Origin of the sequence: Mycobacterium sp. 050128, from assembly GCF_036409155.1 — a bacterium.
Taxonomy (GTDB): Bacteria; Actinomycetota; Actinomycetes; order Mycobacteriales; family Mycobacteriaceae; genus Mycobacterium.
Window position 1 is genome coordinate 166,554 of sequence record NZ_JAZGLW010000003.1, and the last position, 22,847, is coordinate 189,400.

General features: G+C 66.0%; 26 protein-coding genes and 1 pseudogene. 14 read left to right on the plus strand and 13 right to left on the minus strand.

Translation table 11 applies throughout. From position 1 onward, the window contains the following. The first annotated feature begins 353 nt into the window (after positions 1 to 353). From SKC41_RS21495 to SKC41_RS21515, 5 genes are read left to right on the plus strand one after another with little or no spacing between them, the layout of a single operon-like run. Complete coding sequence (locus tag SKC41_RS21495) at positions 354 to 1,319, plus strand: quinone oxidoreductase family protein (protein WP_330979716.1); 966 nt, start codon at positions 354 to 356, stop codon at positions 1,317 to 1,319. A 14-nt stretch (positions 1,320 to 1,333) separates the two neighbouring features. Further along, positions 1,334 to 2,203: a dioxygenase family protein gene (locus tag SKC41_RS21500; protein ID WP_330979717.1), complete on the plus strand. Its 870-nt coding sequence runs from the start codon at positions 1,334 to 1,336 to the stop codon at positions 2,201 to 2,203. 4 nt (positions 2,204 to 2,207) lie between these two features. Further along, positions 2,208 to 2,744, plus strand: a complete 537-nt coding sequence (locus SKC41_RS21505) for a carboxymuconolactone decarboxylase family protein (RefSeq protein ID WP_330979718.1) — start codon at positions 2,208 to 2,210, stop codon at positions 2,742 to 2,744. Next, positions 2,741 to 3,295 carry a carboxymuconolactone decarboxylase family protein gene (locus tag SKC41_RS21510; protein ID WP_330979719.1) on the plus strand — a complete coding sequence of 185 codons (555 nt, stop codon included), beginning with the start codon at positions 2,741 to 2,743 and terminating at the stop codon, positions 3,293 to 3,295. The genes SKC41_RS21505 and SKC41_RS21510 overlap by 4 nt, the downstream gene beginning before the upstream one ends. 18 nt (positions 3,296 to 3,313) lie before the next feature. Beyond that, entirely contained in the window at positions 3,314 to 3,913 is a 600-nt protein-coding gene (locus SKC41_RS21515; RefSeq protein ID WP_330979720.1) for a TetR/AcrR family transcriptional regulator, read from the plus strand. A 139-nt stretch (positions 3,914 to 4,052) separates the two neighbouring features. On the opposite strand, the gene SKC41_RS21520 is transcribed toward SKC41_RS21515, so the two are convergent. Beyond that, on the minus strand, positions 4,053 to 4,817 hold the full coding sequence (locus SKC41_RS21520; protein ID WP_330979721.1) for a cutinase family protein: 765 nt from the start codon (positions 4,815 to 4,817) through the stop codon (positions 4,053 to 4,055). 209 nt (positions 4,818 to 5,026) lie between these two features. On the opposite strand from SKC41_RS21520, the gene SKC41_RS21525 reads away from it, so the two are divergent. After that, complete coding sequence (locus SKC41_RS21525; protein WP_330979722.1) at positions 5,027 to 5,803, plus strand: Rv3717 family N-acetylmuramoyl-L-alanine amidase; 777 nt, start codon at positions 5,027 to 5,029, stop codon at positions 5,801 to 5,803. Positions 5,804 to 5,833: 30 nt separating this feature from the next. Here SKC41_RS21525 and SKC41_RS21530 read toward each other — a convergent pair. The 3 genes and pseudogenes from SKC41_RS21530 to SKC41_RS21540 all read right to left on the minus strand — a co-directional run. Then, positions 5,834 to 6,556: pseudogene (locus SKC41_RS21530) on the minus strand (lysophospholipid acyltransferase family protein); the annotation flags it as partial. A gap of 182 nt (positions 6,557 to 6,738) precedes the next feature. Continuing rightward, positions 6,739 to 7,065, minus strand: coding sequence for a DUF202 domain-containing protein (locus SKC41_RS21535; RefSeq protein WP_330979723.1), 327 nt, complete (start codon positions 7,063 to 7,065; stop codon positions 6,739 to 6,741). Next, on the minus strand, positions 7,062 to 7,373 hold the full coding sequence (locus tag SKC41_RS21540; protein WP_330980072.1) for a YidH family protein: 312 nt from the start codon (positions 7,371 to 7,373) through the stop codon (positions 7,062 to 7,064). Before SKC41_RS21540 ends, SKC41_RS21535 begins: the two co-directional genes overlap by 4 nt. 167 nt (positions 7,374 to 7,540) lie before the next feature. Between SKC41_RS21540 and SKC41_RS21545 the strand changes: the two genes are divergently transcribed. Next, the gene (locus tag SKC41_RS21545) at positions 7,541 to 8,263 is read left to right on the plus strand and encodes a haloacid dehalogenase type II (RefSeq protein ID WP_330979724.1); all 723 of its coding nucleotides are present in this window, start codon (positions 7,541 to 7,543) and stop codon (positions 8,261 to 8,263) included. 19 nt (positions 8,264 to 8,282) lie between these two features. On the opposite strand, the gene SKC41_RS21550 is transcribed toward SKC41_RS21545, so the two are convergent. The 4 genes from SKC41_RS21550 to SKC41_RS21565 form a co-directional block, all read right to left on the minus strand. Beyond that, entirely contained in the window at positions 8,283 to 8,849 is a 567-nt protein-coding gene (locus SKC41_RS21550) for an ester cyclase (protein ID WP_330979725.1), read from the minus strand. A gap of 37 nt (positions 8,850 to 8,886) precedes the next feature. Further along, positions 8,887 to 10,182: a cytochrome P450 gene (locus SKC41_RS21555; protein ID WP_330979726.1), complete on the minus strand. Its 1,296-nt coding sequence runs from the start codon at positions 10,180 to 10,182 to the stop codon at positions 8,887 to 8,889. A 98-nt stretch (positions 10,183 to 10,280) separates the two neighbouring features. Beyond that, complete coding sequence (locus SKC41_RS21560) at positions 10,281 to 10,628, minus strand: MmpS family transport accessory protein (protein WP_330979727.1); 348 nt, start codon at positions 10,626 to 10,628, stop codon at positions 10,281 to 10,283. A 56-nt stretch (positions 10,629 to 10,684) separates the two neighbouring features. Next, positions 10,685 to 11,893 carry an MFS transporter gene (locus SKC41_RS21565; RefSeq protein WP_330979728.1) on the minus strand — a complete coding sequence of 403 codons (1,209 nt, stop codon included), beginning with the start codon at positions 11,891 to 11,893 and terminating at the stop codon, positions 10,685 to 10,687. A 92-nt stretch (positions 11,894 to 11,985) separates the two neighbouring features. Between SKC41_RS21565 and SKC41_RS21570 the strand changes: the two genes are divergently transcribed. Further along, positions 11,986 to 13,071, plus strand: coding sequence for an NAD(P)H-dependent amine dehydrogenase family protein (locus tag SKC41_RS21570; protein WP_330979729.1), 1,086 nt, complete (start codon positions 11,986 to 11,988; stop codon positions 13,069 to 13,071). A gap of 134 nt (positions 13,072 to 13,205) precedes the next feature. Beyond that, complete coding sequence (locus tag SKC41_RS21575) at positions 13,206 to 15,032, plus strand: Hsp70 family protein (RefSeq protein ID WP_330979730.1); 1,827 nt, start codon at positions 13,206 to 13,208, stop codon at positions 15,030 to 15,032. Here the strand turns inward: SKC41_RS21575 and SKC41_RS31880 are convergent, their stop codons facing one another. Beyond that, a complete protein-coding gene (locus tag SKC41_RS31880; protein ID WP_442931747.1) occupies positions 15,033 to 15,479 on the minus strand; it encodes a hypothetical protein in 447 nt (148 codons plus the stop codon). It abuts the gene before it with no gap. Between the two features lie 195 nt (positions 15,480 to 15,674). Further along, entirely contained in the window at positions 15,675 to 16,631 is a 957-nt protein-coding gene (locus tag SKC41_RS21585; protein ID WP_330979731.1) for an SDR family oxidoreductase, read from the minus strand. A 57-nt stretch (positions 16,632 to 16,688) separates the two neighbouring features. Here SKC41_RS21585 and SKC41_RS21590 point away from each other — a divergent pair, with 57 nt between their 5' ends. Beyond that, a complete protein-coding gene (locus SKC41_RS21590) occupies positions 16,689 to 17,429 on the plus strand; it encodes an SHOCT domain-containing protein (RefSeq protein WP_330979732.1) in 741 nt (246 codons plus the stop codon). A 15-nt stretch (positions 17,430 to 17,444) separates the two neighbouring features. Here the strand turns inward: SKC41_RS21590 and SKC41_RS21595 are convergent, their stop codons facing one another. Further along, the gene (locus SKC41_RS21595) at positions 17,445 to 18,068 is read right to left on the minus strand and encodes an MBL fold metallo-hydrolase (protein WP_330979733.1); all 624 of its coding nucleotides are present in this window, start codon (positions 18,066 to 18,068) and stop codon (positions 17,445 to 17,447) included. Then, complete coding sequence (locus SKC41_RS21600; RefSeq protein ID WP_330979734.1) at positions 18,068 to 19,165, minus strand: S-(hydroxymethyl)mycothiol dehydrogenase; 1,098 nt, start codon at positions 19,163 to 19,165, stop codon at positions 18,068 to 18,070. Before SKC41_RS21600 ends, SKC41_RS21595 begins: the two co-directional genes overlap by 1 nt. A gap of 178 nt (positions 19,166 to 19,343) precedes the next feature. On the opposite strand from SKC41_RS21600, the gene SKC41_RS21605 reads away from it, so the two are divergent. The 4 genes from SKC41_RS21605 (at position 19,344) to SKC41_RS21620 (ending at position 22,175) form a co-directional block, all read left to right on the plus strand. Continuing rightward, a complete protein-coding gene (locus SKC41_RS21605) occupies positions 19,344 to 20,363 on the plus strand; it encodes a class I SAM-dependent methyltransferase (RefSeq protein WP_330980074.1) in 1,020 nt (339 codons plus the stop codon). Between the two features lie 34 nt (positions 20,364 to 20,397). Then, complete coding sequence (locus SKC41_RS21610) at positions 20,398 to 20,697, plus strand: hypothetical protein (protein WP_330979735.1); 300 nt, start codon at positions 20,398 to 20,400, stop codon at positions 20,695 to 20,697. Positions 20,698 to 20,713: 16 nt separating this feature from the next. Continuing rightward, complete coding sequence (locus SKC41_RS21615) at positions 20,714 to 21,535, plus strand: serine hydrolase domain-containing protein (RefSeq protein ID WP_330980075.1); 822 nt, start codon at positions 20,714 to 20,716, stop codon at positions 21,533 to 21,535. A 127-nt stretch (positions 21,536 to 21,662) separates the two neighbouring features. Next, positions 21,663 to 22,175, plus strand: coding sequence for a DUF3145 domain-containing protein (locus SKC41_RS21620; protein ID WP_330979736.1), 513 nt, complete (start codon positions 21,663 to 21,665; stop codon positions 22,173 to 22,175). 150 nt (positions 22,176 to 22,325) lie between these two features. Here the strand turns inward: SKC41_RS21620 and SKC41_RS21625 are convergent, their stop codons facing one another. Beyond that, complete coding sequence (locus tag SKC41_RS21625; protein ID WP_330979737.1) at positions 22,326 to 22,826, minus strand: hypothetical protein; 501 nt, start codon at positions 22,824 to 22,826, stop codon at positions 22,326 to 22,328. Positions 22,827 to 22,847: the final 21 nt, after the last annotated feature.

Consider the following 22,847-nt stretch of genomic DNA (forward strand, 5'->3'; position numbering starts at 1 on the left):
TCAAACGGGTTGGGGCATCAAGAAATTCGTTCGCGATACGCGCAGCAACTGCATCGTGAAATTCAACGTTGACAGCCTTGTCTGGCACCCGCGTTCGCTAGAGCCGGCGTGCTCGAATGCGACCACGTTGCCGTCGAGCAGCGGGCACCCCCAACGCACCCGCACTGGGACCCGCACCGACGCCCCGCGTCGCGCGATGAAGTAAATGCCCCCACCCGACGTCCGGCAAAATCGTGAGCCGCGCAGCGTTCACGGCAAGGGACCCATTCCCGGCCGAACTCGCACCGGACGGGCCCGGGACCGCGGACAATTCGACAGCTAAAGTGACCATCAGCTCTCAGGAGGACACAAGAATGCGGGCCTTGCGTTTCGACACGTTCGGTGACCCCTCCGTCCTGCACATTGCGGATCTGCCCGAGCCGACGGCAACGGCGCGGGAAGCGGTCATCCGCGTCGAGGCCGCCTCAGTCAACCCTTCCGATGTGAAAAACGTTGCCGGACTGATGGACTGGACGGTGCTGCCGCGCACCCCCGGACGCGACTTCGCCGGGGTGGTCGTCGGTGGCCCACCCGGATGGGAAGGTGCCGAAGTGTGGGGCACCGGCGGCGACGTCGGCTTCACCCGCGACGGCTCACACGCCGAGCTCATCAAGGTGCCCGTCGAAGCGCTGGCGCGCAAGCCCGAGCGGCTGAGCTTCGAGGAGGCCGCCACCGTCGGCGTCAACTTCGTCACCGCGTGGGCCGGCGCGGTCGAGACGGCACGACTCGCTAAAGGCGAAACGATCGCCATCTTCGGAGTCTCCGGGGGAGTGGGCGGCGCCGTCGCGCAGATCGCACACGCGCTCGGCGCCCGGGTGATCGGCGTGGGCCGACGCAAACCCGACCCGGAAACCCCCGCCGCCACAGTCATCGACGAATTCGTCGTCCTCGATGATGACGCCGCCGCGGAGATCCGACGCATCACCCAAGGCAATGGCGTCCAAGTCGTGTACGACGCGGTCGGCGGGGTCACCACACAGGCCGCGCTGGCTTCGCTCGCCCGGCGCGGCCGGCTGGTCATCATCAGCGCCGTGGGCTCGCCAAAGGTCGAGATCGACATAAGGGCGTTGTACCGCAACGAAACCCGCATCCTGGGCGTCGACAGCGGCAAACTCAGCGTCGTTGACTGCGCGCAGCTACTGCGGAAGATGTTGCCCTACTTCGAATCCGGCGAGTTTCGGCCCCGACCCATCGTCGCCCGCCACGACCTCGACGACAGCACAGCAGCCTATAACGCGGTCGCCAGCCACATTCCGGGCCGCGTCGTGATCAAACCTTAAGAGAGGCAACCACAATGGCAACCGATCTGACCGAACACACCATCACCGACGAAGTGTTGAAGACCTTCGACACGTCCACCGACGAACGTTTCCGCCAACTCTTCCGGAGCCTGGTGCAGCACCTACACGACTTCGCCCGCGAGGTGCGGCTGACCGGAGACGAGTGGTTCACCGCGATGGACTTCATCGAACGGCTCGGCAAAATCTCCAGCCCCACCCGCCAGGAGGTGGTGCTGCTCTCCGACATCCTCGGCCTGTCGATGCTGCTGGACAAGATCAACGAGCAGACCGGCGGATCGTCCACCGACTCGGCGCTGCTCGGCCCGTTCTTTGTCAAAGGTCGTCCGACCGCACCCAATGGCGCCGACATCGCCAATGGTGTTGCGGGAACACCGATGTTCATGACCGGCCGGGTCGTCGACGAACAGGGCAGGCCGATCGCCGGCGCGCAGGTGGACACCTGGCACAGCGATGGCACCGGCTTCTATGACGTGCAAATGACCGAACCACTGCACGGCGAATTCGCCATGCGCGCGCTGCTGACCACGGATCACAACGGCAAGTTCTGGTATCGCTCGATCACGCCGCGCTACTACCCGGTGCCCACCGACGGCCCGTGCGGGGAAATCCTGCGTGCGGCCAACCGATCCGTGATGCGACCCCAACATGTGCACTTCTGGTTCCACGCCGACGGCTACCAACCACTGATCACGCAGCTGTTCCTCAAGGACGACCCCTACATCGATTGCGATGCCGTGTTCTCGGCGCAGGAGTCCCTGAAAGCCGATTTCGTGGGCCACGAACCCGGGATCGCGCCGGACGGAACGACAGTCGACGAACCCTTCGTCACGCTGGACTGGACGTTCACGCTCGCGGCACAGTGAAACGATGACACGAATCGCGCTCGCCGACCTTGACCAGCAGCCGCAGCCCATCCGCGAGTGGGCCGCCCGTCGCGGCAACCTCAACGTCTTCCGGCTACTCGCCAACGCGCCCAACGTATTTCCCGGGTGGACACAACAGATGGACGAGCTGTACGCCAGCCCGACCTTCAGCGCGCGGATGCGCGAAGTGATCGTCCTACGCGTGGCCAACCTGCAGGGCTGCGCCTACGAACTTGCGCAGCACCTCCCGCTGGGCCGCGCCGCCGGGCTGACCGAACACCAGCTCGAGGCACTGGCCAACGGCGACCTCGACGACGCCGGCTTCAGCGTCGACGAACGCGCGGCACTCGACGTCGTCACCGAGTTGTGCACCACCCACCATCTTCGCGACGAGTCCTTCGCCGCGGCCCAGGCCGTCTTCGGCGACGCGGCGCTGACGGAATTGCTCACGCTCGTCGGCTGCTACTACGGGCTGGCGCTGGTGCTCAACGCGGTCGATCTGGAGATCGACGCCCCGGTTCGCGAAGGCGAAGTCGAATGACGCGGATCCCGTATCGTCGGCCAGAGGACATGAACGAGCAAGCTCGCGAATTGACCTTGGAGCGCGGCAATCTCAACGTCTATCGAACGATGGCGAACGCCGAGAACGTGTACACCGGCTGGATGATGGCCGGCCGTGGTGGCCTGACGAGTCCGGTGGTGCCGCGGCGGCTGCGCGAATTGGTAACGCTGCGCACCGCCTATCTGATGGACAGCGCCTACGAACTCGGCCAGCACCGAGACGTCGCGCTCGAAGGTGGCGTCACCGCCGACGAGATCACCGTCGTCACCACCGCGTCCGATTGGGAGACAGGCTATTTCGAGGGAACCGAACTCGCGGTCTTGCAGCTGACCACCGAACTTGTCAGCACGCGCGCCGTCCAGGCCCCGCTCTTCGATCAGGTGCAGACGGCACTGGGGCCGGAGGCCACCGTCGAAGTACTGATGATTATCAGCAGATACGCGGGCCTGGCGCTGATGCTCAATGCGCTCGACGTCGACCTCGACGACACCGCGCGGCTGCCGCCGCTGCCAATTGACGGGCGGGACTAATTTTCCACAAGTCTAACGATGCGGACCTTATTGCCCGTAACGTTGGACGACGTGGCCGCGCGTAAGCGCTCGACGCGCCTGTCAGCCGACGACTGGCTGCAGGCCGGCTACACCTTGCTCGCCGAGGAGGGGGCGCGCGCCCTCAAGATCGAACGCCTCTGCCAACAAGTCGGCGCCACCCGCGGCAGCTTCTACTGGCACTTCGAGGACATGGACGGCTACCGCGGCGCACTTGTCGACTCGTGGAACGCGTTCCGCGAGGAGGATCGGCAAATCCTGGCCGAGATCGACACGCTTCCGCCCCGGGAACGCTTGTCCGCCATGATGATTTCCTTGGTCAGGCCGCAACACTGGATGCTCGAACGCGCGATGCGGGAGTGGGCCCGCACCGATCAAACCGCCGCCGCGAACATTCGCGACGCGGATCGCCGCCTGCTTCGCGCCGTCACAAAGGCCTACGGCGAGTGCGGATTCAGCCATGAGGACGCCAAACTGCGCGCGGAGCTGACCTTCGCGGCGGGCATCGGACTACTACACCTCACCGCCTCGCCCGGCCAAGCGCAGAAGCTGGCTCGACACGAGCGCTTCCTGGACCTGATGCTGGCGGATTCGAAGTGAAGTAATCAGACCATCGCGATTGGCGAGATCTCGGCGCCATTCGCCAACGACCCGGCCAACTCCCGGCTCACGTCACAGTCGAGCACGACATGGCCCGCGGCAGTGTCACGTTTACATACTTTTTAGTATGTAAATCCGGTCAGTCGCCGAAGCCGCCGCCGGTGGGCGCGTGCACAACGACGGCCGGTCCGGTGGGGGTCGCGTCGAGTCGACTGGCGGCGAACGCCGCACCCTTGTCGATATACGCTCCGCCGTCGGCGTAGGTGTCGTGGGCGGCGAAGTTCATGCCGTCCGAACACACCGGGTCGTCCGTGGCGCAGACCTTGAGGGTCTTGCCCGCGTAGCTCGGTCCGATGACCAGCGGCGGTTGGCCCAGGAAGTTCATGGCCCGCACGTTGGGCGTGCCGAAGAGCACCACCGCGGCGACGTGGTCGGCGATTTCGGGCGCCAGTGGCTTGGGCACGGTCGCCGGATCGACGCCATCGGGCACCGACGCCGAGGTGACGAAGCCCATCACGGCCGCGCCCTGGGAAAAGCCGCTGAGCACCATCTTGGTCTTGGGGCAGCTGTTCGCCATCGACACGACGTGCGTGCCGGCGTCCCGAATGCCGTCGAGCCCGGTCTGCCACTCATTGCTGGCGGGGTAGTTGACGGCATAGACGTCGACGGACTTGCCACCTTCGCGCCCACGCAAGTTATCGACGAAGGCCTGCCCGGTCGGACCGATACCTTCGGGCTCGCCGGTGCCGCGCGCGAACACCACTTGGGCGTCCGGACACGGCTCGGCCAAAGCCGACGGAGTAGGGGAGACAAGGAAACTGGTGCCAAGGCCCACGGCTGCTATCGCGGTGGGTTTGACGAATCGAGTGATGTGACCGGCGATCATGCCGAAATAAATTCCCATCGGTGCCCATCCCAAACATCTGAGTTCCACGACCAGTTGACCACCGTTGCCAATGACCACAAAAGCGACACGCAGAAGTGTGGCAGTGGTCTTATTTGGCGCGATATCCCCGGTCAATACCGAAGGACTGCTGGCCGGTCCCGACGTCGTGCCTTTACCAATCAATCGGCTTGATCTCGAGGATAGCGCGGGATTGTTACCATCGCGCGGTGAGCGATCCTGCGCATCGAGGGTTCGCCCGGGTGAAATCTGTTTCTAGACGCGACGTCTTGAAACTTGCCGGTGTGGCCCCTGCATTGCTCGGTGTGACAACGCTTGTTGCCCCGCGGGCGTCCGCCGGGCTCGCCGGCTCATCGGTCTTCCTCGACGCGGGCCACAACGCCGTGAATGACGCCTCGATAAATGAGCAAGTTCCAAATGGCCGGGGCGGCACCAAAGCGTGCCAAACGTCGGGCGCCGCGACGAACGGCGGCTATCCGGAGCATGCGTTCAATTGGGCCGTGGTCGGCCTGATCAATGACTCGCTGCGGCAAATGGGCGTGAATACCGCGCTGTCTCGCGACAACGACAGCTCCGTTGGGCCTTGCGTCGACCAACGCGCCGCACAGGCGAATGCGATGCATCCCAATGCGATCGTGAGCATTCACGCCGACGGTGGTCCGGCGTCCGGCAGCGGATTTCACGTCAACTACTCGGCCCCACCGCTCAACGACGTCCAGGCGGGCCCGGCCGTGCAACTGGCACATACGATGCGAGATGCCCTGGTGCAAGCGGGTTTTCACCCATCCACCTATGTCGGGGCGGATGGTCTCTACGGGCGCGCAGACCTGGCCGGCCTGAACCTGGCCCAGTACCCGGCGGTGCTCATCGAACTCGGCAACATGAGGAATCCGGACGAAGCGGCGCTGATGGAAAGCGCGGACGGGCGGGCGAAGTACGCCGCAGCCGTCACACAGGGGATCGTCGCGTTTCTGAACGGCCGGTGAAACTCAGCCCGGGACGGCTTCTTTGGGGACATCCGTGGGCCAATCGGCGAGCGTGTCCAGATAGAGCTGACGCACCTCGGCAATGCGATCCGGCAACGTCTCCAGCGTCCACCCGTCGACCGCGATCGGCGGCAGCACGGCGACGTCGACTGTGCCCGGGGTGATCTTGAGCGAGTTCTTCGCGGCGATGATCTCGGCGTTGCGGATCACGATCGGCACGATCGGAATGCCCGCGGCCATCGCGATCCGGAACGCCCCCTTCTTGAACGGCCCCACCCCGGTCATGGCGTCGCGCGAGGTGCCTTCCGGGGCGATCAGGATGGACAGGCCGTCCTTCGCGCGTTCCTCGACTTCGCGCAGGGTTTGCACCGCGGCGGCCGGGTCGTCTCGGTCGAGGAAGACGCCCTCGTTGAACTTGAGCAGCGTGCCGATGATCGGGTCGCTCGCCAGTTCCTTCTTCGCGATTTTGATCCAGTCGTCGCGCAGTAATGCGGCGGCGATGAAGGGGTCGACTCCGTTGCGGTGGTTGTAGAGGAATACGGCCGGGCGCTGCGCCGTCAAATTCTCGGTGCCGATCACGCGGTAGCGAATGCCGTTGGTGGCGAGCAATAACCGGGGCCAGGTGGACCGGAAGAAGTTCAGCCCGCGCCGACGGCTGCGGGTCAGCAGGCCAACGCCCAGCGCGCCCGCGCCGACCGGCAACGCCAGGCCGAAGCCGGCCACCAGATTTCCCTGCCTGCGAAGGCGGACGCCGCGCGACGTTTCCGGCAAACCTGTCGTCGTCATTTCAAGCCTCCCAGGATGTCGCGCTGCATCCACGCGGCAGGCCGATTGTAAGGAGCTATTCAGCGAGCCGCATCCGCACCGTGGCAGCGAAAAGTTATGGTAAACAGCAGGTTTGGCCATGATGAACGCAAAGGGTGGGTGAAACGTCGCTACACCAGCTGTGCGGCCGTGGCCATGACGATGAGCAGCATTGTGGCTATCCCGATGATGTAGACGGGGCGACGTGGGCTGATGTGAGCCGGGAGTGGTCGGCGCTGCAGTATCGCCTGGCGCCGGAACGCGATCAGGTAGGTACACATCGCCGCAAGCAGAGCCACGCCCGCCGGGATCAACGGCAGCCAGTCCCGTGCGCCGTGGATTTCCTTGATGGCCAGCAGCACGCCGTTGGCCAGGAACGCGAACGATGTCCGGGACCAGGCGAGCGTCGTGCGTTCGGCCTGTAGCCCGCGAACCGGATTGCCGTGCGCCGCCGTCAACCCCAGACGACCTTCAGAACGACCAACCCGAGTGCGACGAGCCCGACCAGGCTGAGACCCACCGCGAGGTAGGCCGGCGAGGGATGCCGGGGCAGCGGGTCGCCGCGGCGCATCGCGTGATCCGCCTGCTGCCAGCGCAGCAGCCCCATCCCGCTGGTGAGGATCGCCAGCACCACGAGGCCGAGGCCGAGTAGCCGGCGGGCACCGGGCACCGTCATCTCCGGAACGAGCTGCACCAGGGCGACCGCGGCGGCGAGCAGACCCAGCGCGGTGCGCTGCCAGGCCAGGAAGGTGCGTTCGTTGGCCATGGTGAACCGGTAGTCGGGCTCGATCTCTTCCGCGCGGTCTGGGTGGCCCTCGGTGACGGCCTTGTCGGACACGGCTACCTCGCAGGGCTGACGGGAACAAGCATTGCTTTACCGATGATTTTAACTAACCGCGGGGTTGACCACGCCGCCTTCTGCCGCGCCGTTGCATGATGAAGGTTGTGGTTAAGGCGTTGTTGTTCGACGTGCAGGGCACCGCGACGGATTTCCATTCGACCGTCTGCGGCGAAGCGCAACTGATCAGCGCGGGACGTCACCCGGATATCGATTGGCCCGACCTGGTCCGCCGTTGGCGGGCAGGCTACTTCGCAGTGCTCGAGGACGCGCGCAGCCGCCAGAGTGGATGGGTTTCGGTGCACTCGGTATACCGCGCCGCGCTGGATACCCTGCTGGACGAGTGCCGCATCGGCTTCACCGATGCCGAGCGCGAGGATCTCACGCTGGCCTGGCAACGACTCGAGCCCTGGCCGGATGTCGCCCCCGGGCTCTCCTGGCTGAAGAGCGACTTCACGTTGGCGACGCTGTCGAATGCCGACGTGTCCGCGGTCATCAATATCTCCAAGCGCGCGCGATTGCCCTGGGATGCGATCTTCGCCGCCGAGATGGCCGGGGTTTTCAAGCCGGACCCGGCGATCTATCGGATGGGCGCGACCTACCTGGGCCTGGAACCCGCCGAGATCATGATGGTGGCCAGCCACAAATACGACCTCCGCGCGGCGGCCGAACTCGGCTTTCGCACGGCGTTCATCGCGCGGCCGCTGGAATTCGGCGCCGACGGCGATCCTGATGTGGAGTATTCGGACGAGTTCGACATCAACGCCTCGGACTTCCTCGACCTCGCCGATCAGCTGGGCGTCTGGTGGCCGTCTTAACGCATCCGCACGGCGACCTCTAGCTGGCTTGGGTGAAAGCCGGCGGCGCGGTATTGGTCAGCGCCGGGTCCGGCTTCTCCGAGGACATCGACAACAGGCCGCGCACCGCGCGGGCGGCCAGCAGCCAGTTCGACGGCTTCTTCATGTCCAGCCCGCCGAGGAGCTGTTTGACCATCGTCAGCGTGTCGAAGTAAATGCGTTCGCAGACAAGCGTTTCGGTGTCGTCGAACACGAAGTACGCGTTCATGCGCACCCGGAAGCGACTGCCGGTGGGCGGAACCTTGCCGAGGAAACCCCGATGCGTGCCCATCAACCAGAACTCGACGATCACCGCGTCGGCACTGTGCCGCAGCGCGATGATCTCGTGGTCCTGATCGGGAAACGCGGTGCGCGTGTAGTGGTAGTAGCCGCGCACCGCATCGTTTCCGTCGTGGATGACCATTTGCGGGATCAGCTCGTAGTGGGGGTGCGGGAAGGTCGCCAGCACGTCGTCCCAGTCCTGGCGAACCTCGTCGTGAAAGTGGTCGAGCACGAGTTTCTGGCGCGCGGCCAGCACGTCGGGGGCGGGAAACGCGGGGGCGGTCATCGGGCCAGCGTAATCCCGGGCCGCGCAGGAAACGGGCTTAACTCGGGGTAGTCCAGGACACCGGCAGGGTCTTGATGCCGTGGATGAATTGGGACAGCAACCGCGCCGGCTTGCCGGTCACGGTGATGTCGGGGATCTCGCGGCGCAGTTCGTCGAAGACGACCCGGATCTCGCGACGAGCCAGGTTGGCGCCCAAGCAGAAATGCGCGCCGCCGCCACCGAAACCCAGATGCGGATTCGGGTTGCGCGCGACATCGAAAGCCCACGGATTGTCGAACCGTGACTCGTCGCGGTTGGCCGAGTTGTAGTACAGCGCAACCTTGTCGCCTTCGGCCATCTTGACACCGCTCAACTCGAAATCCCGCGTCAGGGTGCGGCGCATATAGACCACCGGGGAGGCCCACCGCACGATCTCCTCGACCGCGGTGGGCGTCAGGGCCTCGAAGTCGGACCACCACCTGTCCCGTTGCTCGGGGAAGCGGGACAAGGCCAGCACGCCATGGCTGATCGCGTTGCGCGTGGTTTCGTTGCCGGCCACCACCAAGAGGATGAAGAACGACGCGATCTCCTGGGAACTAAGCCGATCGCCGTCGACCTCGGCTTCCACCAGAGCCGTGGTCAGATCGTCGTGGTGGTTGGACCGGCGGTCGTCGGCCAGCGCGGTCGCATAGGCGCCGATGTCCATCGACACCTGCATGAACTCTTCGAAATCCAAGGTCAGATCGGGGTCGCCGAACCCGAGAATCACGTTGGTCCAGTGAAAGATTCGCTGATGGTCCTCTTCGGGGATGCCCATCATGTCGCAGATGACCTGCAGCGGCAGCGGCCCCGCCAGCTCGGTGACGAGGTCGGCCTGGCCGTCGGGATGGTTGGCGGTCAGCGAGGTGACCAAACGGTGGGCCCGCTCCTGGACCGAAGCCTCAATGCGGGCAACGACTTTCGGGGTGAACGCCCGGCTGACGATCGAGCGCAGCCGCTGGTGTCGCGGGTCGTCCATCACGATCATCGAGCCGAAATACTCGGCCAATTCCGGTGTCTGGTCGTTGACCGTGATGCCGCTGGCGGAGCTGAAGATATCGGGATGACGGCTGGCGAAGTGGACATCGTCGAGCTTGGTCAGCGCCCAATACCCATTGCCGGTCTCAAAGCCCTCGTACTGAATCGGCGACCAAAACGAGATCGGGGCCTCCCGGCGCAAGGTGGCGAAAGCCGCGTCGCGCAGGTCGTCGTTGCGCACCCAGAAATCGAGCGACTCGAGCTGGACTTCGGCAAGCGGGACTTCGGGCGGGGGTGTCCCATTCGGTCGCGACGCAATTCCGGTCTCAATGCTCACGTGGCCTTCCCTTCGACTTTGAAAGGGACGTTGAAAAGGACGTTGAAAGGGATTTGAAAGGGATATGAAGAGGTGACACTGGGGAGCCTAGACCCGGATCAGTGCGTGCAGACGGTTCTCGCGGGAACGCCCGTCGTCGCCGTCGCGGCGCTGACCAGATTGCCGTCCATCAAAATCTTGCAGGAGATGGGACCCGGCCCCTGCGCGCTGATCGCGAACACCTGCCCACCGAACGCGGTGAACTCCGTCGACCAGGGCAGCGGTGCGTTGACTTGGTGCAGCTGACCGGTGTCGGTTTGGTAGTAGATGAATTGGGCGACCGCCGGGCCATTGACTTCGTAACGGACCTGAGGCATCTGAGGAATGGCGTGCGCGACGCCGCAGGCGTTTGCGAACCCGAAACCGATAGCCAGCAGCATCGACGGTGCGGCGAGGTGCGTTCTCATGAATTGCATCGTGTCACCACCGGCGGCGGTAGGGAAGCGGTTGGCGTCGCACGCCTTCAGGACACCGGCCCGGTGCGGCGCCGGCGAACGGCCAGGGCGCCCAGCAGAACAACAGCGCATGCCGCTCCGGCCACACCCGAGATCAGCAACGGCAGCCGACCGTCGGCGCCCCACAAGAAGCCCGCCCACAGCCCCGCAGCGAGCACCGCGCACCCGCTGAGCCCCTGAAAGACGCCCTGGGCGCTCGATTGCAGCGCTTCCCCGACGAGCGTCGATATCCAGGCCTTCGCGACACCGTCATAACAGGCGGTGAACAGCCCGTACGCGACGATCAGGGCCGAGGCGATCGCCGCGTCTGTGGTGACGCCCAGGCCGACATACCCGATCGCGAAGAACACCAGACCGGCACCATAGGTGACTGGACGACCGAAACGGTCCGCCAGCCACCCGGCCGGGAAGCTCGCCACCGCGTAGACCAGGTTGTAGCCGACGTAGGCCAAGATGACGCCGGCCACCGAGAAGCCGATCTCCTTGAGCCGCAACAGAAGTAGCGCGTCAGGGAAGTTCACGAGGCTGAACACCACCAGAAAGGAAACCACCGCCCAGTACCGGCCGGGCAGCAGGCGGGCCTGGGAGAACACCCGCACCCGGGTTGCTCGCGGCACGTCTCGCGGTCGTTCCCGGACCCAGGCGATCACCAGCACGCTGAGCACAGCGGGGATCACCGCCAGATAGAGGACCGGACCGATCTGGTGGTTGAACAGCTCGTATCCGGCCAGCCCGAGCAGCGGCCCGATGACCGCACCGAGCGTGTCCCACGCGCGGTGGAACCCGAACACCCGGCCACGCTCGGCCGAATCGATTCCGTCGATCAGCAGGGCATCGCGCGGCGCACCGCGCAGTCCCTTGCCCAGTCGGTCGACAACCCGCCCGAGCAACACTCCGGGCCACGCGCTGGCGACGGCAACGAAGACCTTGCCAAGTGCTGCCATCCCGTATCCGGTCGCGATCAGCGGTCGGCGGGAAAACCGGTCGCCCAACGGACCCGACACCAGCTTGGTGATGGACGCGGCGCCCTCCGCGGCGCCTTCCACCGCCCCGACGACCGACGGCGGCGCACCCAGAACGCTCGTCAAGTAAATCGGCAGCAGCGGGTAAAGCAGCTCGCTCGCGGCATCTTGCAGCAGTGACACCAGCGACAGCACCCACACATTCCGGGTGAGCCAGGTCGGGCCCTTACGAATAACCGCGTCGGTGCGACTCATCGCGGCATCACTGTTCGCACAGTCAGATGTTAGGTGCCATCCCGGTCGCCCACTTAATGTGAAGCGGGGGGCTGGTGACCGGAAGGTTGGGTATGTCGATTAGCGGCTCAAAGCGCGTGGTGGTGTTCGGTACCGGCTTCGTGGGCAGGATGGTGATCCCCGAGATCGTGAAGCACCCGCTGTTTGAGTTGGTGGGCGTCGGCGTCAGCAATCCGGACAAGGTCGGTCGCGACGTCGGCGACATCTGCGGCATGTCCGAGAAGGTCGGCATTACCGCCACCGACGACATGGACGCGCTGATCGCGCAGAAGCCCGACGCGCTGGTGCACTACGGCCCGACGGCGATGCACGCCAAAGAGAACATCAAGCTGATCACCAGCTTCCTGCGCGCCGGCATCGACGTGTGCTCGACGGCCATGACGCCGTGGGTGTGGCCGACGATGCACCTGAACCCGCCGAACTGGATCGAGCCGATCACCGAAGCGTGCGAGCTCGGTGAGTCGTCCTGCTTCACCACCGGCATCGATCCGGGATTCGCCAACGACATGTTCCCGATGACGCTGATGGGCCTGTGCTCCGAGATCCGCAAGGTGCGGGCGTCCGAGCTGCTCGACTACACGAACTACGAGGGCGACTACGAGTTCGAGATGGGCATCGGCCGCGAGCCCGAATTCAAGCCGATGCTCGAAGACCGCGACATGCTGATCTTCGCCTGGGGTGCGACCGTCCCGATGATCGCGCACGCCGCCGGGATCATGCTCGACGAGATCACCACCACCTGGGACAAGTGGGTGACACCGACCGAACGTAACTCCGCGCGCGGCGTCATCAAGCCCGGGCACGTCGCCGCGGTGCGGTTCACCATCAACGGCGTCTATCAGGGCGAGACCCGCATCCAGCTCGAGCACGTCAACCGCATCGGGCTCGACGCCGCCCCCGACTGGCCGACCGGTCATGACAACGACGTCTACCGGGTGGACATCGAAGGAACCCCGAGCATCTTCCAGGAGACCGCGTTCCGATTCACCGACGGCTCCGGGCGGGACGCCGCCGCGGCCGGGTGCCTGGCGACCGGGCTGCGGGCACTGAATGCGGTGCCGGCGGTCAATGACTTGCGGCCCGGCTGGGTCACCCCGCTGGATCTTCCGCTGATTGCCGGAGCCGGCAATATACGGTGACCAGGGCTTATACTGAGGCCGAGTCGTTATACAGCTCACGCATAGCCGGCGCAGAGATTGGCTATATGTATAACCGACAAAATCGGGGATAGGCGGATGCGGGGGCATACCGCTGGATAACGGGGATTGGGGCCATGTCAGACGGAGCTACGCCCGCGCTGGGGCTCTCGATCGGCGCCACCAACTTCGCCGCGGTCACCGCCGACCAGGCCATCACGCGCAAGCCCGTCATGACGCTGTTTCGCGAGCGCGTGCCCGAGATCGGGGTGCCGGGTGAGAACCCCCGGCTGGACCAGCCGGGCCTGGTGATCACCGACTTCGTTGATCGCGTCGGCGACCCGATCGGCATCGTGGCGGCCGACGGCTCCGTGCACCGCAGCGAGGTGTTGGCCGCCGACGGGCTGCGTGCCCTGGCCTACGCCGCCACCAACGGCGCCGACCTGCCGGAAAACGTCGCGGTGACGCACCCCGCGCACTGGGGATCGAACGCCGTCGACGCGCTGGGTTCCGCGCTGAGCCGGGTGCCCGAATGGGCGAACCGCGACCGGCCGCTGACGTTGATCCCGGATGCCGCCGCGACGCTGTTCGCCGCGCGGGCCAACCCCGGCATCCCGGCACGCGGCACCGTGGCGGTGTGCGACTTCGGCGGCAGCGGCAGCAGCATCACGCTGATGGACGCCGCGGGCGACTATCAGCCGCTCGCGCCGACCGTGCGGCACCTCGACTTCTCCGGTGACCTGATCGATCAGGCGCTGTTGACGACCGTGTTGGCCAACCTGCCCAGCGCCGATTCCTTCGATCCATCCGGCACCTCGGCGATCGGTCCGCTGAGTCGGCTGCGCACCGGATGCCGCACCGCCAAGGAGCAGCTGTCGTCGAGCACGGTCGCGACGCTGGCCGAGGGGCTGCCGGGGATTCCCGGCGAAATCCGGCTCACCCGCAACGAACTCGACGACGCGATCCGTACCTCCCTGACCAATTTCGTTGCGGTGTTGGATGAAACGCTGGCGCGCAACGGGATTCGTGATCTGGTCGCGGTGGTGTCGGTCGGCGGCGGCGCCAACATCCCGGCGGTCACCACGATGCTCTCCGGCCACTTGAGGGTTCCGGTCGTGACGACGCCGCGGCCGCACCTGGCTCCGGCCATCGGTGGGGCGTTGCGTGCGACGCGTGGGCCGACGGAGACCAGCGCGACGTTACTGACCCCGTCGGTATCCCGCGCGACCGCGGCCGCCGTGGCGGCGGCACCAGCAGCACCGGTGGCGGTCGAGGAGCGGCAGTCCGTGCTCACTCACACCTCGGAACCGGTATCGAGTCTGATGCCGGCGCTGGCGTGGTCGGAGGCCGGCGACGAGTCGCAAATGATGCCCGCTGCGTCCGGGCAGATCCCGAATCATGTTGGCGGGTCCGGGTATACGTCGGCGCGTCCGGCGTTGAACTTCGAGCAACCCGGGCAGCCACGCCGGGAGAAGAAGTCCCCGGTCGTTCCCTGGTCGCGGTTGCCGGGCATGGTCGTCATCGGTACGGCTGTGGCGGTACTGCTGGTCGGCATCGCGTTGGCGATCGGCCTGTCCGACGACAAACCGGCCACGACGCCCAACCCGGGTGTCAAGACGACTCCGGCTACCGCGCCGTCTGCCAAGGGAGCTGCTCCGCAACCCGCGCCGCCGAGCCAGGCGCCGATGACGGGTCAGGCCGCGCCCCAACCGGCCGCACCGCCGCCCACGGCCGACGCTCCCGCTCCGGCGGACGCTCCCGCTCCAGTCGACACACCCCCGCCCGCGGCGATCGATACTCCGGTCCCGGCGGCACCACCGCCACCTCCCGTTGACGCGCCGGCACCGCCGCCGGTCCCCGCGATACCGGCACCCGCACCTCGCGTCCCGCCGATTCCCGCGATTCCGCCCATCCCGCGAATCCCCGGACTGGGCTTGCCAATTCCCGGACTTAGTGGCCCGTAACTACTTTGAACCGGGCGTAGGCCGCTTTTCGCCCTTGTTTTCCTCGGCGGCGAGTTTTCTGAGCTCTTCGTTCAAGGTCTTGTCTTTCTCGACTTGCTCCTGCCACTCTGAGTCGCCTGAACGATCGTCGCCCGATTCACCGCTGTACTTCGGGCTGCCATCCTCGTCGATCCAATCGTTGACCGCCGTACCCGAGATTGCTCCGCCGGAACCCGGCAGCACCAGCGTAGGCCGGTCCTCGTAGGCCACCATCATCTCCGCGGCTTTTTGCTTCGCGTCGTCGTCAGGCTCGGGCTTCTCGGATAACTGCCCGGTCTCCTCGGATACCTGCTGCTCGTCGTGTTGACCGGCTGCTTTGTCTTGACCGGCTGCTTTGTCTTGACCGGCTGCTTCGTCTTGACCGGCTGCTTTGTCTTGACCGGCTGTTTTGTCGTCCTGCACGCTCATCCGTGTTCCCCCTTTGAGTCGCAGTGTCGACCGCAACTCGCTGTCGGTTACCCGTTGCCGCGCTGTGTCGAAACTCTCGTTGCCGCAATCATTTCTGCCTGACCAGCGGTCATGGGGATGGCGATAGCGCATATGCACCGGGGTGCATTTGACGGAAGTACGCAGTGCCCGCCGCGAAAAGCTATGCAGCAGTTGCTAGTTGGTCGCCGGATAGCTGACTTTGGTGAGTTCTTCGGAGATCTCCCACAGTCGCCGGCAATCGTCGTCGTTGCGGGCACGCGCGGGCGTTTTGGCTACTTTCACGCCACCGCCGGCCATCTCCATGAAGCCGCGGGGTCCGTAGAACTCGCCGCCCTCGGCCTGCGGCGTGGCCGCCGCGTACAGGGCGGGCAGGATCCCGTCGTCGATCTCCTGCCACAGGAACGGCGTAAAACGCCATGACGCCTTGTACAAGCGCTCCATCAGCGCCGGCCTTTCGCGGCCGTACGACGGTCCGCTGATTTGCAGGTTGGTCTTGGTCAGGCCGGGGTGTGCGGCGTTGGAGACGATGCCCCAGCCGCCGGCGCGGCTGCGCTTGTCCAGCTCGCGGGCGAACATCAGCACCGCGATCTTCGACTGGCCGTAGGCCGACATCGCCGCATAGGACTTTTCGAACTGCAAATCGTCGAAGTGGATCTTGCCGCTTTGGCTGGCCGCGAGGCTGCTCAGCGAGACGACGCGGGCACGCTGCGCGGCGCGCAACAGTGGCAGCACATGCCCGGTCAGCGCGAAGTGCCCGAGATGGTTACTGCCGAACTGCAATTCGAAGCCGTCGGCGGTGGTGTCGCGTTCCGGGGGCGTCATCACCCCGGCGTTGTTGATCAGAATGTCGATCGGGCGGCCCTCGGCGTTGAGTTGCTCGCCCAGCGCGGCGACCGACGCCAGCGACGACAGATCGAGGGATTTGATGGTCAGCTTCGCGTCGGGCACGCTGTGGCGGATCTCTTCGATCGCCGCCTCACCCTTGGCCCGATTGCGGATGGCCATGACCACATCGGCGCCGGCCGCGCTGAGCCGTCTGGCCAACCCGAAGCCCAGACCGCTGTTCGCTCCGGTGATGACGACCAGCTTCCCGGTGAGGTCCGGCACGGTGGCGACGAGATCGTTCGACATGGGTCCCAGTGTGCTCTTTCGCTGGCCCCGGGTCACTAGCGGTGACACACTCCGGGGATGTGGAGCAGATTGCCCGCCAAGATTTCATTTATCTCCGCCGTCGTCGTCACCATCATGTCGCTGGCCGGCATCGTCGTCGCCATCGTGCTCAACGTATTTTTCCTGGACGATTACAACGCGTACGGCGAGGTGCCGGTCCCCGGGTCGGGCAGGCTGCATCTGCCGGAGGGTGAAGTCACCGTCAGCCTGCACACCGTCGTGATCGGCAGTCCCAACGGCGGGTTGCCGGTGCCGCCGCTCGGCGTCACGATCTCGCCGCCCGACGGCGTCGCGCAGCCGACGATGACGGAAAACATCGGCAGCACAACCTCAGTCAACAACGACGCGCACGTGCGGGTGTGGGTGGCGCAGATTCCGGCCGACGGCACCTACGACATCACGACGGACGGCCAGGTCAACGGATTCATCGCACCGCGACTCGCCTTCGGCCACTCGAGCTCCTACGGATTTCTGATCTGGCTGTTCGTCGGCATGTTCGTGGTGGGGCTGGCCGCTTCGATTCTGGCGGGGCGTTGGCTGCGCAGCACCCGACGCAAGGCGGCGACGGCCGTCGTGCAGGGGTCATGGCCGGTCGTTTCGGTGGCGACACCCCAGCAGCCGCCCACCACGGCGCAGGAACCCAGCGACGAGGGCGCTCGGCTCGAGCGCCTGAAAACGCTTGCGGCGCTTCGCGATTCCGGGGCGTTGACCGAGGAGGAGTTCCAGGCCGAGAAGCGGCGGATCTTCGACGGGCACTGAGCGGCCCCACCGGCATTAGTGGCCGCGGGCGACCCACTCCTCGTAGTGCACGATCTCGTCGCCGATGATGGTGCTGTCGCCGTGGCCGGTGTGCACGACGGTCTCATCCGGCAACGCGCCCAAGCGCTCGGAGATGGACTTCAGAATGGTCGGGAAGTCGGAGTACGAACGGCCCGTCGCGCCGGGGCCGCCGGAGAACAGGGTGTCGCCGCTGAACACCACTCCGAGGTCGTGCACGTACCAACACACCGATCCGGGGGAGTGTCCGGGCGTGTGTATCGCGGTCAGTTCGGTGCCGTCGATCTTCAGCTTTTCCCCATCGGACACGGCGCGAAAGTCGCTGTCCGGGTGGGTCATTCGCCAAAGAACCTCATCGGCGGGGTGCAGCAGCACCGGTGCGTCCAGTGTCTTGCCGAGTTCGGGTGCCACCGTGACGTGGTCGTTGTGGCCGTGGGTGCACACCACCGCCACCACGTGGCGCCCGCCGACGGCTTCGACGATGGGTGCCGCGTCGTGGGCCGCATCGAACACCACGACATTGGAGTTGTCGCCGATGACCCAGATGTTGTTATCGACTTCCCAACTGCCACCGTCGAGTTCGAAGGTGCCGTGGGTAACCACGCGGTCGATTTGAACCATCAGAGCATCACCACCGAACGCAATACCTTGCCGCCGTGCATCTTCTCGAATGCCTCCTCGATGCCGTCTAGCCCGATTCGTTCGGAAACAAACTTCTCGAGCGGGAGCCGGCCCTGCAGATAGAGGTCGATCAGGGTGGGGAAGTCGCGTTCGGGCAGGCAGTCGCCGTACCACGAGGACTTCAACGATCCGCCGCGGGAGAAGAAGTCGACCAGCGGCATCTCCAGCTTCATGTCCGGCGTCGGCACGCCCACCAACACCACCGTTCCGGCGAGATCGCGGGCGTAGAAGGCCTGCTTCCAGGTCTCGGGCCGGCCGACCGCGTCGATGATGACGTCGACGCCGAAGCCGTCGGTGAGGTCCTGGATGGTTTCGACCAAGTCCTTTCCGGGGTTGAGCTCGCGGGCATTGACGGTGTGGGTGGCGCCGAACTCGCGGGCCCAGTCCAGCTTGGTGTTATCGGTGTCGACCGCGATGATCTTCTTCGCACCGACCAGCGCGGCTCCGGCCACCGCCGCGTCACCCACACCGCCGCAGCCGATCACCGCCACGGTGTCGTCGCGAGTGACGGCGCCGGTGTTGATCGCCGCGCCGATCCCGGCCATCACTCCGCAGCCCAGCAGCCCGGCTACCGCGGGGTCGGCCTCTGGATTGACCTTGGTGCACTGGCCGGCGGCCACCAGTGTCTTGTCGGCGAAAGCCCCGATGCCCAGCGCGGGCGTCAGCTCGGTGCCGTCGGTCAGCGTCATCTTCTGGGTGGCGTTGAACGTGTCGAAGCACAGCTGCGGCTTGCCCCGCTTGCAGGCGCGGCACTGGCCGCAGACCGCGCGCCAGTTCAGGATCACGAAGTCGCCCGGCGCCACCGACGTCACGTCCGGCCCGACGGCTTCGACCGTGCCCGCGGCCTCGTGGCCGAGCAGGAACGGGTACTCGTCGTTGATGCCGCCCTCCCGGTAAGTCAGGTCGGTATGGCAGACCCCGCAGGCGATCACATCCACCAGGGCCTCGCCGGGGCCGGGGTCCGGGACGACGATGTCCACCAATTCGACGGGTTGGCCCTTCTTGCGTGAAATCACTCCGCGCACTGTCTGACTCATGGGCTCCAACCTACTGTGGGGGCCATACACTCGGCAGCTCGGTGTCCACCCATCAGCAAGCGCCGTTCCGGGGGCGGTGAACCGGGTGTAGCGTCTGCAGAGCGTGACGACACTCGACAAGAGTTCGGACGGCGCACCGCGCCAAAGTCAAGAGACTGTCGAAGATTTCGCGGGACGAATGGTCTCGACAATCGACAGCGCGAGCCTGGCAATCCTGCTGAGTATCGGACACCAGACCGGTCTGCTGGACACGATGGCCGGACTCGGTTCGGCCACCAGCGCGCAGATCGCCGACGCCGCGGGCCTCAACGAGCGTTACGTCCGGGAGTGGTTGGGCGGCATGACGACCGGACATGTCGTCGACTACGACCCGGGCACCGGAACCTACTCGCTGCCGGCCCATCGCGCGGCGGTGCTGACCCGTGCCGCCGGGCCCGACAACCTGGCTTTGGTGGCGATGTTCCTGCCGCAGCTCGGCGAGGTGGAGCAGAAAATCATCGGCTGTTTCCGCGCGGGCGGCGGGCTGCCCTATAGCGAGTTTCCCCGCTTCCACGCGCTGATGGCCGAGCAGAGCGCCGCGGTGTTCGACATCGCGCTGGTCGATGTCGTGCTGCCGTTGGTCGACGGCCTCCCGGACCGGCTGCGCTCCGGCGCCGACGTCGCCGATTTCGGGTGCGGCAGCGGTCACGCGATCAACGTGATGGCAAAGGCCTTTCCGGCGAGCCGGTTCACCGGTATCGATTTCTCCGAGCAGGCCATCGCGACGGGTATCGCCGAGGCGGCCAGCCTCGGCCTGACCAATGCGAGCTTCGAGGCCCACAACCTGACCGATCTGGACAAGACGGACGCCTACGACGTCATCACCGTCTTCGACGCGATCCACGACCAGGCGCAGCCGGCCCGGGTGCTGGAGAACATCCAACGCGCGCTGCGACCCGGCGGTGTGTTCTTGATGGCCGACATCAAGGCATCCAGCCGGCTCGAGGAGAACGTCGACCTCCCGATGAGCACCTACCTCTATACCGTCTCGCTGATGCACTGCATGACGGTGTCGCTGGCGCTGGGCGGCGCCGGACTCGGTACGGCCTGGGGCACGCAGCTGGCCACCTCGATGCTCGTCGACGCCGGGTTCGACGACGTCCGGGTGCTCGAGATCGACTCCGACCCGATCAACAACTACTACATCGCCACGAAGTGACCGTTAGTCGCTGATAGGCATTAACCTCTTGGCGGTGACCATGCACCAGGACTACGACGCCATCCGCGCGGAGGAGATCCAACCGGGTGACAACATCGAGTTCCCTGCCGAGCACCCGGACGTGCAGTGGCGCGTCGAAGAGGAGAGGGCAACCAAGCCGCCTTCTAACGAGCCAGGCGTGCTGTGGTACATCGAGGAGCAGGTGGGCGAGGTGTTTCCCAGCCCGTTGGGTGATCTTTACAAATTCACGGTGAAGGCGGTGGGGGCGGCGGGCGTCGAAGTCGGTGTCCTCATCCGGGGCCATGTGCCCGTCCGCCGCTACCGGCGACGTTAGTGACCCGCCCGATCTGATGGCCGCTCTCGACGCGCTCGACGACTGGCCGGTGTCGGCTGCCGCCGCCGCGGTGGTCGGACCCGGCGGGGTGCTGGCCACGCACGGCGACACCGAGCGGGTGTTCACGCTGGCGTCGGTCACCAAGCCGGTGGTGGCCCGCGCCGCGCAGGTCGCGATCGAAGAGGGCGTCGTCGAGCTGGACACTCCGGCCGGCCCGCCCGGCGCGACGGTCCGGCATCTGCTGTCCCACGCGTCGGGCCTGGCGATGCTGGACGGCCGGGTGCTGGCCAAGCCCGGCACCCGGCGCATGTATTCCAACTACGGCTTCGCCGTGCTGGCCGAGACTGTGGAGCGCGAGTCGGGCATCGACTTCAGCCGCTACCTCACCGAGGCGGTGTGCGAGCCGCTGAACATGGGCGCGACCCGGCTGGCCGGCGGCGCGGCGGAGGCCGGGTACGGGGCGACCTCGACGGTCGCGGATCTGGCGGCGTTCGCCGGCGACCTGTTGCGCCCGTCGACCGTGTCGGCCGAGATGCACGCCGAGGCGACGACCGTGCAGTTTCCCGGCCTGGACGGGGTGCTGCCCGGCTACGGCGTGCAGCGGCCCAACGATTGGGGCCTGGGTTTCGAGATCCGGGACGGGAAATCGCCGCACTGGACCGGGGCGCGCAACTCGGCGCGAACCTACGGCCATTTCGGCCAAGCAGGCGGTTTCATCTGGGCAGATCCCGACGTGGACTTGGCGCTGGTGGTGCTCACGAACCGCGATTTCGGTGGCTGGGCGCTGGACTTGTGGCCGGCCCTCGCCGACGCGGTCCTACACCAATACATCAAATAGGCATCGAGCACTAGCGCAACACGGGTATCACAGGGCACAATAGACACGCACGAAACAAAATATCTGTTTGTCGGGTTCGCCAGGTCGTTGGGGAAGACGTCCCTCGTGGAACCGAAGGAGCAGGTATATGCGTGCGTCGAATCAATTCGCCGACGTGACGGCAGGTGTGGTGTACATCCATGCCTCGCCCGCGGCGGTATGCCCGCATGTTGAGTGGGCGTTGTCGTCGACCCTGCAGTCCAAGGCCAACCTGGTCTGGACACCGCAGCCGGCGATGCCAGGACAGCTGCGTGCTGTCACCAACTGGGTCGGTCCGGTGGGTACCGGTGCCCGGTTGGCCAACGCGCTGCGGTCCTGGTCAGTGCTGCGGTTCGAGGTCACCGAGGACCCGAGCCCTGGCGTCGACGGCCACCGCTTCAGCCACACGCCGCAACTGGGCTTGTGGACCGGGGCGATGAGCGCCAACGGCGACATCATGGTCGGGGAGATGCGGCTGCGGTCGATGATGGCGCAGGGTGCCGACACGCTGGCCGCCGAGCTGGACTCGGTGCTGGGCACCGCGTGGGACGAGGCGCTCGAGGTCTACCGCGACGGCGGCGACGCCGGCGAAGTCACCTGGCTCAACCGGGGCGTCGGCTAAACGCCCGGCGGGTTCGGTCGGCGAGTACGCCCGGCTTAACGACCGGCGGGTTCGGTCGGCGGGTACGCCCGGCTTAACGACCGGCGGGTTCGGTCGGCGGGTACGCCCGGCTTAACGACCGGCGGGTTCGGTCGGCGGGTACGCCACCGTTTAGGCGGGGGCGGCAGATACCGGCATGTCGACGTTGCCGTGACACGCTCCGCTGGTGATGTCGGTGTGAAAGACACCGGACAGTGTCCCGTCGGCGCCGGGTGTGAAGGCGACAACCGATTTAGCCGGGTCGTATTCGATTGTCCCGTCGGGCAATTGGCAGTCCCATTGCCAGGTTGTGGTGCGCACCCACTGAGACCCGTTCCAGGTGTAGGTGATCGGGCGCGGGATATACGGATTCTTTGGTGGCGGCGCGTCATACACCGTGGCGACACAGGTCCCGGTTGAGCAGCTGGACCTGAAGCCGTAGTCGACGACGCTGTTGCCTTCCGGTTTTCCCGCGGCAACGCTGGTGCCCGTCTTGGCGGTGCCGGCGAAGGTCACCTGATACTTGCCGTTCCACACGGGATCGGCCGCGAAAGCCGAGGGCGCAAGCCACAGCGAGCCGCCCAACGACATGACCGTTATGGCGACAAGCGCCGTGTTGCGATGTCCCGACATCGTTCCTCCCAGGGCAGCGCT